Annotated in this window: 14 protein-coding genes and 1 pseudogene; 11 read left to right on the plus strand and 4 right to left on the minus strand. The window is 63.5% G+C overall.

What is annotated here, in order from left to right; all coding sequences use genetic code 11:
• The first annotated feature begins 148 nt into the window (after positions 1-148).
• The 4 genes and pseudogenes from hflK to HGP13_RS17140 all read left to right on the plus strand — a co-directional run bounded on the left by hflK (position 149) and on the right by HGP13_RS17140 (position 4,091).
• A complete protein-coding gene (gene hflK, locus HGP13_RS17125; RefSeq protein ID WP_172227508.1) occupies positions 149-1,267 on the plus strand; it encodes an FtsH protease activity modulator HflK in 1,119 nt (372 codons plus the stop codon).
• The gene (locus tag HGP13_RS17130) at positions 1,267-2,235 is read left to right on the plus strand and encodes a protease modulator HflC (RefSeq protein ID WP_172227510.1); all 969 of its coding nucleotides are present in this window, start codon (positions 1,267-1,269) and stop codon (positions 2,233-2,235) included. The genes hflK and HGP13_RS17130 overlap by 1 nt, the downstream gene beginning before the upstream one ends.
• Positions 2,236-2,238: 3 nt before the next feature.
• Positions 2,239-2,426, plus strand: a pseudogene (locus HGP13_RS17135) (DUF2065 domain-containing protein).
• A gap of 150 nt (positions 2,427-2,576) precedes the next feature.
• A complete protein-coding gene (locus HGP13_RS17140; protein ID WP_172227512.1) occupies positions 2,577-4,091 on the plus strand; it encodes a DegQ family serine endoprotease in 1,515 nt (504 codons plus the stop codon).
• Between the two features lie 35 nt (positions 4,092-4,126).
• Here HGP13_RS17140 and HGP13_RS17145 read toward each other — a convergent pair whose 3' ends face one another.
• Entirely contained in the window at positions 4,127-4,699 is a 573-nt protein-coding gene (locus tag HGP13_RS17145) for a GNAT family N-acetyltransferase (RefSeq protein ID WP_172227514.1), read from the minus strand.
• Positions 4,696-5,583, minus strand: a complete 888-nt coding sequence (gene serB, locus HGP13_RS17150) for a phosphoserine phosphatase SerB (protein WP_172227516.1) — start codon at positions 5,581-5,583, stop codon at positions 4,696-4,698. The genes HGP13_RS17145 and serB overlap by 4 nt, the downstream gene beginning before the upstream one ends.
• Between serB and miaA the strand changes: the two genes are divergently transcribed.
• Positions 5,573-6,538 (plus strand): tRNA (adenosine(37)-N6)-dimethylallyltransferase MiaA, encoded by a 966-nt coding sequence (miaA, locus tag HGP13_RS17155; RefSeq protein WP_172227518.1) that lies wholly within the window; start codon positions 5,573-5,575, stop codon positions 6,536-6,538. The genes serB and miaA overlap by 11 nt on opposite strands.
• Positions 6,539-6,642: 104 nt before the next feature.
• Positions 6,643-7,434 carry a GGDEF domain-containing protein gene (locus tag HGP13_RS17160; RefSeq protein ID WP_172227520.1) on the plus strand — a complete coding sequence of 264 codons (792 nt, stop codon included), beginning with the start codon at positions 6,643-6,645 and terminating at the stop codon, positions 7,432-7,434.
• 220 nt (positions 7,435-7,654) lie between these two features.
• Here the strand turns inward: HGP13_RS17160 and HGP13_RS17165 are convergent, their stop codons facing one another.
• Positions 7,655-9,487 (minus strand): ATP-binding protein, encoded by a 1,833-nt coding sequence (locus HGP13_RS17165; protein ID WP_172227522.1) that lies wholly within the window; start codon positions 9,485-9,487, stop codon positions 7,655-7,657.
• A 154-nt stretch (positions 9,488-9,641) separates the two neighbouring features.
• On the opposite strand from HGP13_RS17165, the gene HGP13_RS17170 reads away from it, so the two are divergent.
• From HGP13_RS17170 to HGP13_RS17180, 3 genes are read left to right on the plus strand one after another with little or no spacing between them, the layout of a single operon-like run.
• Positions 9,642-10,205 carry an XRE family transcriptional regulator gene (locus HGP13_RS17170; RefSeq protein WP_172227524.1) on the plus strand — a complete coding sequence of 188 codons (564 nt, stop codon included), beginning with the start codon at positions 9,642-9,644 and terminating at the stop codon, positions 10,203-10,205.
• A 4-nt stretch (positions 10,206-10,209) separates the two neighbouring features.
• Positions 10,210-10,518, plus strand: a complete 309-nt coding sequence (locus HGP13_RS17175) for a hypothetical protein (RefSeq protein WP_172227526.1) — start codon at positions 10,210-10,212, stop codon at positions 10,516-10,518.
• A 30-nt stretch (positions 10,519-10,548) separates the two neighbouring features.
• Positions 10,549-11,079 carry a GNAT family N-acetyltransferase gene (locus HGP13_RS17180; protein WP_172227528.1) on the plus strand — a complete coding sequence of 177 codons (531 nt, stop codon included), beginning with the start codon at positions 10,549-10,551 and terminating at the stop codon, positions 11,077-11,079.
• 10 nt (positions 11,080-11,089) lie between these two features.
• Here the strand turns inward: HGP13_RS17180 and HGP13_RS17185 are convergent, their stop codons facing one another.
• Positions 11,090-11,977 carry a LysR family transcriptional regulator gene (locus HGP13_RS17185; protein ID WP_172227530.1) on the minus strand — a complete coding sequence of 296 codons (888 nt, stop codon included), beginning with the start codon at positions 11,975-11,977 and terminating at the stop codon, positions 11,090-11,092.
• A 119-nt stretch (positions 11,978-12,096) separates the two neighbouring features.
• On the opposite strand from HGP13_RS17185, the gene HGP13_RS17190 reads away from it, so the two are divergent.
• Together HGP13_RS17190 and HGP13_RS17195 are read left to right on the plus strand one after the other, a co-directional pair.
• Positions 12,097-13,248 carry a gamma-butyrobetaine dioxygenase gene (locus tag HGP13_RS17190; RefSeq protein ID WP_172227532.1) on the plus strand — a complete coding sequence of 384 codons (1,152 nt, stop codon included), beginning with the start codon at positions 12,097-12,099 and terminating at the stop codon, positions 13,246-13,248.
• Complete coding sequence (locus HGP13_RS17195) at positions 13,245-13,829, plus strand: HD domain-containing protein (protein ID WP_172227534.1); 585 nt, start codon at positions 13,245-13,247, stop codon at positions 13,827-13,829. The genes HGP13_RS17190 and HGP13_RS17195 overlap by 4 nt, the downstream gene beginning before the upstream one ends.
• Positions 13,830-13,990 lie beyond the last annotated feature (161 nt).

Consider the following 13,990-nt stretch of genomic DNA (forward strand, 5'->3'; position numbering starts at 1 on the left):
GACGACAAAGGGTCGCGACCGACCCAAAACGGATGATGTCGGTGGGGCATCGCGTTGAAAGCGTGCTGCCACATCCCTATAGAAGAACAACACTGGATTTTGCGCCGTAACATCGGCGCTTGAGGGAATTCCAAGCGAAAGGACATTCATGCCCTGGAACGACAAGAGCGGCGGTGGCGGCGGCCCATGGGGCGGCGGCGGCGGCAACAATCAGGGGCCCTGGGGGCAGGGACCAAAGGGGCCGAGCGGACCACAGGGCTCGCCTCCCGATCTCGAGGACATCATCCGCCGCGGCCAGGACCGGCTGCGGCGCGCGCTGCCTGGCGGCGGCGGCGCCAGTCCGGCGGTGTTCGGGCTGATCGCCGCGGTGCTGGTCGTCCTGTGGGCGTTCCAGGCGGTCTATACGGTGCAGCCTGACGAGGTCGCGGTCGAACTGCGCTTCGGCAAGCCGAAGCCCGAGCTTTCCCAGCCCGGCCTGCATTTCCATTGGTGGCCGCTTGAAACCGTCGAAACGGCCAAGATTTCCGAGCAGCTCGTCGACATTGGCGGCGGCAACACCAGCGGCAACGGCCTGATGCTGTCGGGCGACCAGAACATCGTCAACGTGCAGTTTTCGGTGGCCTATCAGGTCTCCGATCCCCGCGCCTATCTGTTCGACGTCTCCGACCCGGACGGCATGCTGCGGCAGGTTGCCGAAAGCGCCATGCGCGAAGCCGTCGGCCGCCGGCCGGCGCAGGATATTTTCCGTGATGACCGCCAGGGCATAGCGGCCTCGGTGCGCGAAATCATCCAGACGACGCTGGACGGCTACAAGGCCGGCCTCAACGTCAACGCCGTCTCCATTGAGGATGCAGCGCCGCCACGCGAAGTGGCCGATGCGTTCGACGAGGTGCAGCGTGCCGAGCAGGACGAGGACAAATTCGTCGAGCAGGCCAACCAGTATTCCAACCAGAAGCTCGGCCAGGCGCGCGGCGAGGCGGCACAGATCCGCGAAGACGCGGCCGCCTACAAGAACCGTGTGGTGCAGGAAGCCGAAGGTGAGGCGCAGCGCTTCATCTCGGTCTATGACGAGTATGCCAAGGCGCCGGACGTCACCCGCAAACGCCTTTATCTGGAAACCATGGAGAAGGTTCTGAAGGACTCGAGCAAGGTCATCGTCGAGCAAGGCAACGGACAAGGTGTCGTACCCTATCTGCCGTTGCCGGCATTGCAGCCGAAACCGCCGGCTCCGGCCGCGCCTGCCGCGAACACGGGAGGTACCCAGTGATGGCCAACCGTCTTCCCATCTTCGTCGTCATCGCCGCGGTCGTATTGTTCCTGATCTATTCCTCTGTCTTCGTGGTCAATGCCCGCCAGCAGGCGCTGGTGCTGAGGTTTGGCGAGATCGTCGACGTCAAGAGCGAGCCCGGCATCTATTTCAAGGCGCCGTTCTCGTTCTTCGACGCCGATACGGTGCAGCTGATCGAAAACAGGGTGCTGCGCTTCGACCTCGACAACATCCGCGTCCAGGTGTCGGGCGGCAAGTTCTATGAGGTCGATGCCTTCATCGCCTATCGCATCTCGGATCCACGCGTATTCCGTGCCGCCGTGTCCGGTCAGATCGAACTGGCCGAAGCGCGCCTGCGGACCCGTCTCGACGCAGCCTTGCGTCGCGTCTACGGTCTGCGCGACTTCGAGGCGGCGCTCTCGGAAGAGCGCGCGGTGATGATGCGCGAAGTGCGCGATCAGCTTAGGCCCGACGCCACCTCGCTTGGCCTGCAGATCGAGGATGTCCGCATCCGTCGCACCGACCTCACGGCCGAGGTTTCACAGCAAACCTACGACCGCATGAAGGCGGAACGCCTGGCCGAGGCCGCTCGACTACGGGCACGCGGCAACGAAGCGGCACAGCGCATCACGGCACGCGCCGATCGCGAAGTGGTCGAGATCGTTGCCGAAGCGCAGAAGGAGTCCGAAATCCTGCGCGGCGAGGGCGAAGCCCAGCGCAGCGCGACCTTCGCGGACGCCTACAAGCGTGACCCGGCCTTCTTCGATTTCTACCGGTCGATGAACGCCTATGGCACGGCGCTGGACAACACCGGGACGACCATGGTGCTGTCGCCGAATTCGGAGTTCTTCCGCTTCTTCCGTGATCCGGACGGCAAGGAAGGGCCGGCGAAGCCGACGGCTCCCGCCACACCGGCGCCGACGGCTCCCGCCGCGCCGACGACACAACCCAGCACCGGCCAGCAATAGCCGGTGCGGGACTTCTTCGCGGCGATAGGCCTGGTCCTCGTGATAGAGGGCCTGGTCTATGGCGGCTTTCCCGGTTTCGCGAGGAAGCTCGCGGGCGAGGTGCTGTCAATGCCGGAGAATATATTGCGGATCGCCGGGCTGCCGCGATCGCCATCGGTGTCGGCATCGTCTGGCTGGTCCGGGGCGGATGAGAATGTCAGGTTTTCGTCTTCGGCATAATCGAGGATTTATCCTCTGCCGGTAGTCGTAGCCGCAAACGTGCCGTATTTTTTGCCAACATGGCGCAACACGGTGTTTTCGCCGTTGCGCTTTCTCTTTCAGAAAGACCGGGAGGCTTCTCGATGACATCCACACTCCTTTTGCGCGCGGCACGGCGGACGTTCATCGCCGGCACGGCAGCTCTTCTTGTCGGCACCGTCGCCGTCCCGTCCTTCGTGACGCCGACCTTCGCCGCAGACGGACCTGCTTCGGTGGCCGACCTGGCGCAAGGCGTGCTCGGCGCGGTGGTCAACATCTCGACCTCGCAGACGGTGAAGGGCACGGAAGGGCCGGGCGCGGTGCCGATGCCGCAGCTTCCCGAAGGCTCGCCGTTCCAGGACTTCTTCGACGATTTCTTCAAAAACAAAGGTGGCGACAAGGACGCCGGCTCGCAGAAGGTACAGTCGCTGGGCTCCGGCTTCGTCATCGACGCCGAGCAAGGCATCGTCGTCACCAACAACCACGTGATTGCGGACGCCGACGACATCGAGGTCAATTTCTCAGATGGCATCACCTTGAAGGCGACGCTGGTCGGCACCGACACCAAGACCGATGTCGCGGTGCTCAAGGTCGATCCCAAGGGCCACAAGCTGACCGCGGTGAAGTTCGGCGATTCCACCAAGATGCGCGTCGGTGACTGGGTGATGGCGGTCGGCAATCCGTTCGGCCTCGGCGGCACGGTCACGGTCGGCATCGTTTCGGCCCGCAACCGCGACATCAATTCCGGCCCCTATGACGATTTCATCCAGACCGACGCGGCGATAAATCGCGGCAATTCGGGCGGCCCGCTGTTCAACAGCGCCGGCGAGGTCATCGGCATGAACACGGCTATCATTTCGCCGTCCGGCGGTTCGATCGGCATCGGTTTCTCCATCCCCTCGCAGCTCGCCTCGGGCGTCGTCGACCAGTTGCGCCAATATGGCGAGACACGGCGCGGCTGGCTCGGCGTGCGCATCCAGCCGGTGACGGACGACATCGCCGAGAGCCTCGGCATGGCGACCGCCAAGGGGGCGCTGGTCGCCGGCGTCATCAAGGGCGGACCTGTCGACAACGGCACCATCCAGGCCGGCGACGTCATCATCAAGTTCGACGGCAAGGACATCCATGAAATGCGCGACCTGCCGCGCGTCGTCGCCGAAAGCCCGGTGGGCAAGGCTGTCGATGTGCTGATCGTGCGCAAGGGTGTCGAGCAGACTGTGAAGGTGACGCTCGGCCGGCTCGAGGATGGCGAGAAGCTTGCCAGTGGTGAGAATGGCAATACCGATCAGCAAAAGGGCGACAAGGCGCCGGCCGTTTCGACCGCCTCGGTGCTTGGCATGACCGTCGGCGAGCTCAATGACGAGACGCGCAAGAAGTTCAGTATCGCCGCCGATGTCTCCGGCGTTGTCATCACCGATGTGGCAAAGGATTCGGCCGCCGCCGAGCGCGGCATCCAGCCCGGCGAAGTGATCACCGAGATCGCGCAGGAATCGGTCGCCACGCCCAAGGACGTCATGGACCGGATCGGCGCACTGAAGGAACAGGGCCGCAAGAATGCGCTCTTGATGCTGGCGTCGAAGACCGGTGAGTTGCGTTTCGTGACGATCCGGATGGATTGAGGTCCGGCAACCTACTGATATCAAATGAAGGGTGGCTAGCGAGCCGCCCTTTTTCTTGCGCGCCAATCCGTTGCCGCGAGCCTGTAGAACACATGCCGCTTGAGGGCGGGGTGGCTATCGGGAATGTCTGGATGATCGAAATTGGCCGACGGATCGGTGGTCATGCCGAGGCGTTCCATGACGGCGGTGGAGCGGCGGTTGCTCGCGACCGCCAGGCAGACGATCTCGCCAAGCCCAAGCGTGTCGAAGCCGTAGGCCAGCCATGCCTCGGCGGCCTCAGTGACATATCCCTTGCCCCAGAATTCAGGGGCCAGCCGCCAGCCGATCTCGATGGCGCCAGCCGGCAGGAACGGCAGATCATCGGTTGCGGTGATGCCGACAAAGCCGACGCATTGGCCTGATGCAATGATCTCGGCCGCGGCGAAACCGTAGCCATCTCGTTCGATGTCGACCCGAAATTCGTCCATCTTGGCGTCCGCCTGGGCGCGGTCGCGGCGAAACGGGAAGAACTCCATAACCCGTTCATCGGAATTGATGCGATGGAAGAGTTCGCGGTCGCGATCCTCCCAGTTGCGCAGGATCAGGCGCTCGGTACGCATGGGTATCATTCGGCGAATTCTTCCTGGCGATAGCCCTGCAGGTAGAGCAGTGCGGTGAGGTCGCCATGGTCGATGCGAACTTTCGCTTGGGCCGCGACCGTCGGTTTGGCGTGAACGGCGACGCCGGTGCCGGCGAGGCGGATCATGTCGAGATCGTTGGCGCCATCGCCGACGGCGATGGCGTCCGCCGGCGTCAATCCAAGGCGCGCCGAAATTTCAAGCAGCGCTTCGGCCTTGGCGGCTCGGCCGAGGATCGGTTCGCCGACCAGTCCGGTGAAGTGTCCGTCCTGTTCGAGCAAGCGGTTGGCGCGGTTTTCCTGAAAGCCGAGCATGGCCGCGATGCGGGTCGTGAACACTTCGAAGCCGCCCGAGACCAGCGCCGTCCAGGCGCCGTTGGCGCGCATGGTCTGGATCAGCGCGCGGCCGCCGGAGGCCAGTGTCAGCCGATTGGCGACGATGCGGTCGACGACGGCGGCATCGAGGCCCTTCAGCAGCGCGACGCGCTCACGCAGGGCCGGCTCGAAGGCGATCTCACCATTCATCGACCGCGCGGTAATAGTGGCGACGCGATCCTTGACGCCGATCTCGTCGGCCAGTTCATCGATGCATTCCTGGTCGATCATGGTTGAATCCATGTCGGCGATGAGGATTTTCTTGCGCCGCGTTTCGGCCTGCTGGACGATCACATCGACCGGTTCCCGAGCCAATGCGGCGCGTAGCGCATCGGTGATATCGGCCGCGTCAGCCTCTTGCGGCAAGGCAAGATCGCAGGCAATGCCTTCGGCCAGCCAGACGACAGCGCTTGCGCCCACCGACCGTGAGGCCATATTCGCAAGCGACAGCGACAGAGCGCGGTCGGCGGGACGGGAAACAAGCGTGGCAATGAGCGGCATCGAGAATTCCGGCGCGGATGCGGGCGAAGGCCGCGTGAAGAACGCGATCCTGATAGCCGGGCCGACCGCCAGCGGCAAGTCGGCATTGGCGCTCGACCTGGCCGAGCGCACGGGCGGCGTCATCGTCAACACTGATTCCATGCAAGGCTATTCGGTGCTCGACGTGCTGACAGCCAGGCCGGAGGCGGCTGACCTCGTCCGCGTGCCGCATTTTCTCTACGGCCACGTCCAGCCCGGTACCGCCTATTCGACGGGTGGGTGGCTGCGGGATGTGATGAAACTCATCGACGATGGAATGCTGTCGCGGCGGCCAGTCTTCGTCGGCGGCACCGGGCTCTACTTTCGCGCGCTGGCGGAGGGTATTTCGGAAATGCCCGACATTCCGTCGCGGATCCGCGACCGCTGGCGCTACGAGTTGAAGGAGCAAGGCGCGGTCAAGCTGCACAGCCTGCTGCTGCGCGAGGATTCGAGAGCCGCCATGCAGCTCAAGCCAACCGACAGCCAGCGCGTCGTGCGGGCGCTGGAGGTGCTCGACGCCTCCGGCCGATCGATCCTGGATTGGCAGGCAGAGCGCGGCCGGCCGCTCATCGACAGGCAGACGGCGCGTTTCCTGGTCATCGAGCCGGACAGGGCAGCGCTGGTTGACCGCATCGAAAGGCGCTTCGACCAGATGATCGACAAGGGCGCGCTGGAGGAAGTCAGGCAACTCACAGCTCTTGGCCTCGATACGGACCTGCCGGCGATGAAGGCGATCGGCGTTCGCGACCTGCAGGCGGCGATGGCCGGCGAGTTGAGTTTTCCGGAGGCGATCGAGCGCGCCAAGATCGCAACCCGGCAATATGCCAAGCGGCAGGCGACCTGGTTTCGCCATCAGCTGGGGCCGGAATGGCGGAGATTGCGCCCTGGTGACGATCTCGAAACCACGATCCAAACACTTGTTGCTAATGCAACTTAAAAAGTTGACCTTGAGGGAAGGGTTCCCGTCGAAGTTGTCGGGATTAACGCTCCGTAAGGCGGTCCGTGCCATAAGGTCGATGGGCACTTTTTATTGGGGAGCAGATGCGTTTCCATAAGGCGGAATCCGCATTTTTCGTCTTTATTTTCGTGATCCTCGCCGCGGGCCTGGTGACGCTGCACGCCTATGGACTGTTGCGATCCTTCGCCATGGAGCTCCATACGCAGTCGGGCCTGGACAAGGTCATCTACCTCAACAAGCTGTTGTTCGCGACGGGCGTGTTGCTTGCGACCGCGCTGTTTTTCGGCATCTTCTTCATCTACCCGCTGATCCGCAGACAGGCGACGGAAGAAGGCAAGCTGCGCGCCATGACGGTTTCGCTCAGCGCCCGCTCCGAAACGCTTGAGCACGCCGCGCTGACCGACGGTCTGACCGGCATGCAGAACCGGCGCTATTTCGACGATGCGCTCAAGGAATATCTTGAGGAGTTCCGGCGCATCGAAAAGCCTGTCGGGTTGATGATCCTCGATCTCGATCATTTCAAGCAGGTCAACGACACCCATGGGCATGATGTCGGCGACGAGGTGCTCAAGGCCGTCGCCAACTGCCTCAAGGACATGACACGCTTCCACGACGTGGTGGCGCGGCTGGGCGGCGAGGAGTTTGCCGTCGTCACGCCCAATATGGAGGCGGAACTGCTGGCCAAGTTCGCCGAACGCATCCGCAAGGCGATCGCCAACATGTCGATCCTTTCGGGCAATGTGCGGCTCAAGATCACCACCAGCGTCGGCCTTGCCGTCTGGGACCGCAAGGAAACGGCCGAGGAATTCTATCGCCGCGCCGACCGCCAGCTCTATGAGGCGAAGAGGCAAGGCCGCAACCGCGTCTGCGCCTAGAATCCCATCATTGAATTCGTGAGGCTGGCCGTCTGCCGCCGTTTTCTGCGATTCCGGTGCTCACGGACTGAATGTCCGCTCCGCTCCGGTTCTCGAAAACGGCACCAGCCTACTCAGCCTGACGAATTCCCTTTCGGGATTTACCCAAGCCGGTTCGACGATGTGCAGCCCTCGGAAGCCTGGTTCGGCTTCCCAGTCGGTAATCAGAGCGTTTGGAGGCTCAGTCGTTCTGGGGGCGCAGGCCAAAGGTGGCGGGCTTCAGGCCGTAGCGCATGTCGAAGTCGTCGTCCGACTGCACGCGGCCGGTTGCCGGCTTTCGGTAGTCGGGGTCGCCGGCCTGCCGGCTGGAGTCGACCACTTCGGCGAAGGCCATCGCCTGCGGCGTCGGTTTCGGCACGTTGCGCAGCCGCTCGACGATCGCTACCAGATCGACATCGTCGCCGGCCTTTGGTGCCGCGGTCTCTTCGCGCTTGGACGTGCCGGGAAGCAGATGGCTGGGCAGTTTTTCAAACTTCAGCCGCATGGTGGTCGCGACACCTTCGCCGAAGGCAATGGCTTCGCGTTGGCCCATCGATGACAGGAAGGCAAGCGTCGAGGCGGACGAGTCGGCGATGGCCGAACGGATGATCGCCTGATCCTGCTCGTTGGCGAGGCGCATGGCAAAGAAGGTCGAGCATTGCGACAGGATGGTCGGGTCAAGCTCGCCTGGACGCTGGGTGACGACGCCGAGATAGCAGCCATATTTGCGGCCTTCCTTGGCGATGCGCGACAGCGCATGCCTTGTCGGTGCGAAGCCGAGGCGCGGATCGGCCGGCATGTAGCGATGCGCTTCCTCGCACAGCAGCAGGAGTTGCAGCTTGCCCTCGCTCCACAGAGCGAGGTCGAAGGCCAGGCGCGCGAGCACCGAACAGACGGAATTGACCACTTCGGAGGGCATGCCGGCCATCTCGAAGCAGGTCACCGGCCGGCCATGATGCGGCACGCGAAAGATGTTGCCGATCGTTTCGTGGATGGTGTCCTCGATTAGGCGCGAACTGAACATGAAACGATAGCGCGGATCGGCGGCCGCCGATTCGATGCGCGTCTTCAGCGATTTGAGCGTCGGACGCTCGTTCTTGCTTTCGAGCATGCCCATGCGCTCGTCGATCTGCTTGAGCAGGTCGGCGATGCGGTAAGGTACAGGCGTATCGGCGGTCAGCGCATCATTGCCGCGCCTGAGATAAGCACCTGAATTCGGGTTGCGGTAGAGGTTCTTGGCAAGCGGAATGAGATCGCGCAGAGCGTCGATCTCTTCCGCGTCGGTCTCACGACCGCGAAACAGCACCTCGGCGAATTCCTCAAGCTTGAACATCCAGAACGGCAGGTCGAGCGTCTTGGAATCGACCTTGACGCAATATTCAGGCAACGAGTTGGCAAATTCATTGTGTGGGTCGAGGATCAGGATGCGCAAATCGGGGCGTGCCTCAATCGATTTGCGCAGCAGCAGCGAAACGGCGGTGGATTTGCCGACGCCGGTGGTGCCGACAACGGCGAAATGGCGCGCCAGCGTGTCGTCGATGGCGATGTTGGCGGCGATCGTCTCGTCCTGCGCCAGCGAGCCGATGGTAATGGAATGGCGGCCGGCGAGATCATAGACCGCCTGCAGATCGCGGGTGCGGATACGGTGCGCGATAGCGCCGATATGAGGATAGGTGGTGATGCCGCGGTCGAAGATCGGCCTGGCGCCCGGCTCGGCAGCGTCGCGCACTTCACCGATCAGTTCGATGCTGACCTCGATGGCGTTCTGGCCCTCATTGCTCCAAGCGCGATCCGACTTGCCGATGGCATAGACCAGTCCGACGGTTCGCGTCGTGCCCAGATTGATCGAGATCATCTTGCCGACCGTCCACAGGCCGGTGACCGCGCCGTCGACATCGTCGGCATAGGCGCTGATTGTGGCGCGCGCGCCGTCGCATTGCACGACATTGCCCAGGATGCGCCGGTCGTTTTGCTCCGCGTCGCGGCGCTCCTGCGATGTCGGTTCTCCGACGGAAGCTTCGCGTTCGACATACATGGACAGGCCAATCCCCATTTCCCTGGAGATCGAACCCTACCGGAATGGGGTTAAGGTCGGATGAGGTCGGATGGTGCAGAGAAGATTAAGTTCCTGGCGAAAATTGTAGCAAAAGGGCTCTTCTCCAACGCCCGTCTTTCGCTATAATGGACGAATGGATGATATAGCGAACGATATTTCCTCGACCATCGGTAGGCGGATCCACGCCGAAAGGGGCATTCGGGATTGGTCGCTGGCCGAACTCGCCGAGCGGTCCGGCGTTTCCAAGGCGATGCTGAGCACGATCGAGCGCGGCATGACCAGCCCAACGGCCGCTCTTCTTGTCCGCATCGCGGCGGCCTTCGGCATGACGCTGTCGACCCTCATCGCTCGGGCGGAATTGCAAGGCGGCGGGCTGCTGCGCGAGGCCGACCAGCCGGTGTGGCGCGATCCCGATACAGGCTATGTCAGGCGGCATTTGTCTCCGGCCAGCGACATGCCGCTCGAGCTGATCAAGGTGCACCTGCCGGCGGGCGCCAGGGTCAGCCTGCCGGCGGCCTCCTACGCCTTCATCAAGCAGCAGATCTGGCTGATTTCCGGACGGCTCGACTTCACCGAGGGCGATGCGGTGCACAGTTTGGGGCCTGGCGACTGCCTGGCGCTCGGCGCGCCGTCGGACTGCACATTTTACGCTCCGGAGGCGGGCGCCGACTATCTCGTCGCGCTGGTCAGGGGCTGAGATCGTGGCGAGACGGCCAAAGCGCTCCCACAATGGGGGTCCGCCTCTTGACGAGTACAAGGGACCACCCTGGGGCAAGGGCGACCCTTACATCTTCCTGGCCTGGCAGGCCGCGCACGCCAAGGCATGGAAGGCGCCGAGCCGGGAGGTCATGTTGATGCGCATGGACAAGGCCGAGCGGCTGGGCCTGACCTATGAGGAATACACGCTCGAGATTCTGGAGCGCGGGCGGCACCTCAGGGAAGAAGACACCGAGCGCATCAGCGCCATCAAGGCAGCGCGCAAGCGGCGGCGCGTGCGCAATCTCTACTGACGCCCATTGATCGTCTCCAGAGGGACAGGCATGAATTCCATCGAAATCCGAGCCCTGAGCGCCAGTGCGGAAACGCTGGCAATGCTGGCTGATCTGCTGGTCGAAACGGTTGCCGCCGGGGGGGCGGTCAGTTTCATGCATCCGCTGGCGACGGAAGCGGCAGGCGCATTCTGGGAGAGGTCGCTGGACGCGGCGGCCAGAGGGGAACGCGTGGTGCTCGGCGCCTGGGACGGCAAGGTTTTGATCGGCACCGTCACGCTGCTGCTCGACTTCCCACCCAACCAGCCGCACCGGGCCGAGATCGCCAAGCTGATGACATCAGTCGAACATCGGGGCAGGGGCGTCGGAACGCGCCTGATGCGGGGCGCCGAGCGTCTCGCCGTCGAGAAGCGGCGCACGCTGCTAGTCCTGGATACGGCGACGGAAGAGGGCGCTTCAGGCCTCTACGAAAAACTCGGTTTTACCCTGGCCGGCGAAATTCCGGACTATGCGCTGAAGCCGCATGGCGGACTGACCGGCACGCTGATCTACTGGAAGCGTATCGGCGCCACGTCGCGATAGCCCGTGCCGGTCAGGTCGAGGCCTCACTGGAGAGGCGCCTCAGCAGCCACTGGCGGAAATTCTGCTCGGCATTGGTCAGGCGCGCGGTCGACGCCCTGGTCAGGAAATGGCCTGATGTGCTCGAGAGCTCGAAATCGGAAAGCGGCACCAGGATCTTGCTCTTGAGCGCCGTGTCGACAAGCGGGCGCGACCCCAGGAGCACGCCGGCCCCGGCGCTCGCGGCTTCCATCGCCGCGACGAAACTGTCGAAGCGATGCGACCGCTGGGGGTGGCCGGCCAATCCGGCCGCCGCGAACCATTCCGCCCACATCTCGCGCGCACCGGCGACCAGAAGCAGCGGCAGGGCTGTCCAATCGGTGGCCGCGGCCAGGGCCGGGCTTGCCACCGGCACAAGCCGCTCGGCGGTCAGCCTGTCGGCCTCGCGTCCGGGGAAGGATCCGTTGCCGAAACGGATGTCGAGCGCCGAGCCCGGCAGGTCGTAATCGGCCGGGCGATGGATCGTCACCAGATCGAGCTGGATGCGCGGCAGTGCCTCGGCGAGATCAGGCAGCGCCGGGACCAGGACCAGCAGGGCGAAGGAGATCGGCACGCGGATCGAGACGGTCTGGACCGCGCGCGGCTCGAACAACTCCGTCGTGCTGCTGCCGATGGTGGCGAAGGCCGACTGGATGTGGGGCAGGTAGGCGGCACCCTCCGGCGACAGCGCGACGCCACGCGCCAATCGCGAGAACAGGCGCGTCTTCAGCCGGTCCTCGAGCAGCCGGATATGCTGGCTGACGGCGGCCTGTGTCAGGCCGAGTTCGGCTGCCGCCGCGGTGAAATTCGACAGTCGCGCCGCCGCCTCGAAACTGCGCAGCCAGTCGAGCGGAGGCAGAGCAGGGATGGTTCTTCGAGCCATTAGGTATCTATGGTCATTGGCCACAAAATGATAATTTGAGTTATGCCTGTAGTCGGCCCAACATGCAATCGGAGCCCGCAGACGGAGCTGTGGGGATAAAACGGACAGGACGGATTTACATGCTTACCCACGCGCTGGTTGGAGACGAAGGCAGAACAATCGAACTTGGCTGGCAGGACGGGTCGCGCACCCGCTTTCATGCCATGTGGCTGCGCGACAACGCGCTGGACGACAAGACACGCAGCGCCGGCAACGGCCAGCGGCTCATCACCATCCTCGACATTCCGGCCGATACGAGGATCAGCACCGTTTCGATCAAGGGCGATGCGCTTGAGCTGACCTTTGTACCGGAAGGAAAGACGGTCAGCTTTCCCTCGCCATGGCTGAGCACCAACGCCTATGACCGCGACACCGCTCGCCAGGCTGGATGGACCTCCAAGGACACCGTTCGATGGACCAAGGCCACCATGCAGGATTCGGTGCCACGCGCCGGCTATGTCGCGGCCAACCGTGACCGCACCGTCTTGCGGCAATGGCTGTCGGCGGTGAAAACCTATGGCTTCGCCGTGATGGACGACCTGCCGACAGAATCCGGGGCGCTTTGCAAAGTGTCCGACCTGTTCGGCTACATCAGGGAAACCAATTACGGCCGCTGGTTCGAAGTCCGCGCCGAGGTCAATCCGACCAATCTCGCCTACACCAATCTTGGTCTTCAGGCGCACACCGACAATCCCTATCGCGATCCGGTGCCGACGCTCCAGATCCTGTCCTGCATCGAGAACACGGTGGAAGGTGGCGAATCCAGCGTCGTTGACGGGTTTGCCGTCGCGGCAGCCTTGCAGGCCGAAAACCCGGAAGGTTTCCGGCTGTTGAGTTCATACCCGGCTCGTTTCGAATATGCCGGCTCGTCGGGGGTGCGGCTGCAGGCCAAGCGGCCGATGATCGAGCTTGGGCCCGATGGCGAACTCATCTACATTCGCTTCAACAACCGCTCGCTGGCGCCGACGGTCGATGTGCCCTTCGCCGAGATGGCCGCCTACTACGCCGCCTATCGCCGGTTCGCCGAACTGATCGAGGATCCGTCCTTCGAGGTGACCTTCAAGCTCGAAGCCGGCCAGGCGTTCATCGTCGACAACACCCGCGTCATGCATGCCCGCAAGGCGTTTTCCGGTTCCGGCAAGCGGTGGCTGCAAGGCTGCTACGCCGACAAGGACGGCTTGTTGTCGACGCTTTCCGCGATCGAACATCAGTTCAAGGAGGCCGCGGAATGAACAGCCAGGATCTGAACGCGGACACCATCGTCGAATTCATCGCCGACATCTTTGAACGCCGGGGTGCCGAATCCTATCTCGGCGAACCTGTCACCATGTCGGAGCACATGCTGCAGGGCGCCTGGTTTGCCGAGCAGGACGGCGCGCCGGAGGCGCTGGTGGCGGCGGCCCTGCTGCATGACATCGGCCACTACACCAGCGAGTTCGGCACTTATTCGCCCGAGGATGTCGAGGACAAGCATCATGACGAGGCCGGCGGCGAGGTGCTGGCGCCGTTCTTCCCGCCTGTCATTGTCGAATGCGTCCGGTTGCATGTTTCGGCAAAACGCTACCTCTGCGCCACCGACCCGACCTATTTCGGCAGGCTGTCGCAGGCCTCTGTCCACACGCTGTCGCTGCAGGGCGGGCCGATGAACGCCGAGGAGGTGGCCGAGTTCCGCAAGAACCCGTTCCACGAGGAGGCGGTGCGGGTCCGCAGATGGGACGAGGCCGGCAAGATCGCCAACATGAAGACGCGGACGTTTCGCGACTACGTGCCGTTGCTGCAGCGGGTCGTGCGCGATTTCGCCAACCGTATCTGACAACGGGTTCATCACCGGGAGGGGACAGCCATGTGTTTCTGTTTCGATGGTGAAGGTACTGTGAGGTCGCGCAGGCCAAACAATTGTCGGGAACGTGCGGCAGACGCTCCTGAGAGGCCGCCGCGCGCTCCTCTTGGCGATACGGGGCGTTTCGACGTGGC

Source organism: Mesorhizobium sp. NZP2077 (genome assembly GCF_013170805.1).
Lineage (GTDB): Bacteria > Pseudomonadota > Alphaproteobacteria > Rhizobiales > Rhizobiaceae > Mesorhizobium.

Coding starts and splice junctions, on each gene's coding strand:
- HGP13_RS17160 (WP_172227520.1), top strand. CDS start 6,643: ATGCGTTTCCATAAGGCGGAATCCGCATTTTTCGTCTTTATTTTCGTG.
- HGP13_RS17195 (WP_172227534.1), top strand. CDS start 13,245: ATGAACAGCCAGGATCTGAACGCGGACACCATCGTCGAATTCATCGCC.
- HGP13_RS17130 (WP_172227510.1), top strand. CDS start 1,267: ATGGCCAACCGTCTTCCCATCTTCGTCGTCATCGCCGCGGTCGTATTG.
- miaA (WP_172227518.1), top strand. CDS start 5,573: ATGAGCGGCATCGAGAATTCCGGCGCGGATGCGGGCGAAGGCCGCGTG.
- serB (WP_172227516.1), bottom strand. CDS start 5,583: ATGCCGCTCATTGCCACGCTTGTTTCCCGTCCCGCCGACCGCGCTCTG.
- HGP13_RS17180 (WP_172227528.1), top strand. CDS start 10,549: ATGAATTCCATCGAAATCCGAGCCCTGAGCGCCAGTGCGGAAACGCTG.
- HGP13_RS17140 (WP_172227512.1), top strand. CDS start 2,577: ATGACATCCACACTCCTTTTGCGCGCGGCACGGCGGACGTTCATCGCC.
- HGP13_RS17190 (WP_172227532.1), top strand. CDS start 12,097: ATGCTTACCCACGCGCTGGTTGGAGACGAAGGCAGAACAATCGAACTT.
- HGP13_RS17165 (WP_172227522.1), bottom strand. CDS start 9,487: ATGTATGTCGAACGCGAAGCTTCCGTCGGAGAACCGACATCGCAGGAG.
- HGP13_RS17185 (WP_172227530.1), bottom strand. CDS start 11,977: ATGGCTCGAAGAACCATCCCTGCTCTGCCTCCGCTCGACTGGCTGCGC.
- hflK (WP_172227508.1), top strand. CDS start 149: ATGCCCTGGAACGACAAGAGCGGCGGTGGCGGCGGCCCATGGGGCGGC.
- HGP13_RS17170 (WP_172227524.1), top strand. CDS start 9,642: ATGGATGATATAGCGAACGATATTTCCTCGACCATCGGTAGGCGGATC.
- HGP13_RS17145 (WP_172227514.1), bottom strand. CDS start 4,699: ATGATACCCATGCGTACCGAGCGCCTGATCCTGCGCAACTGGGAGGAT.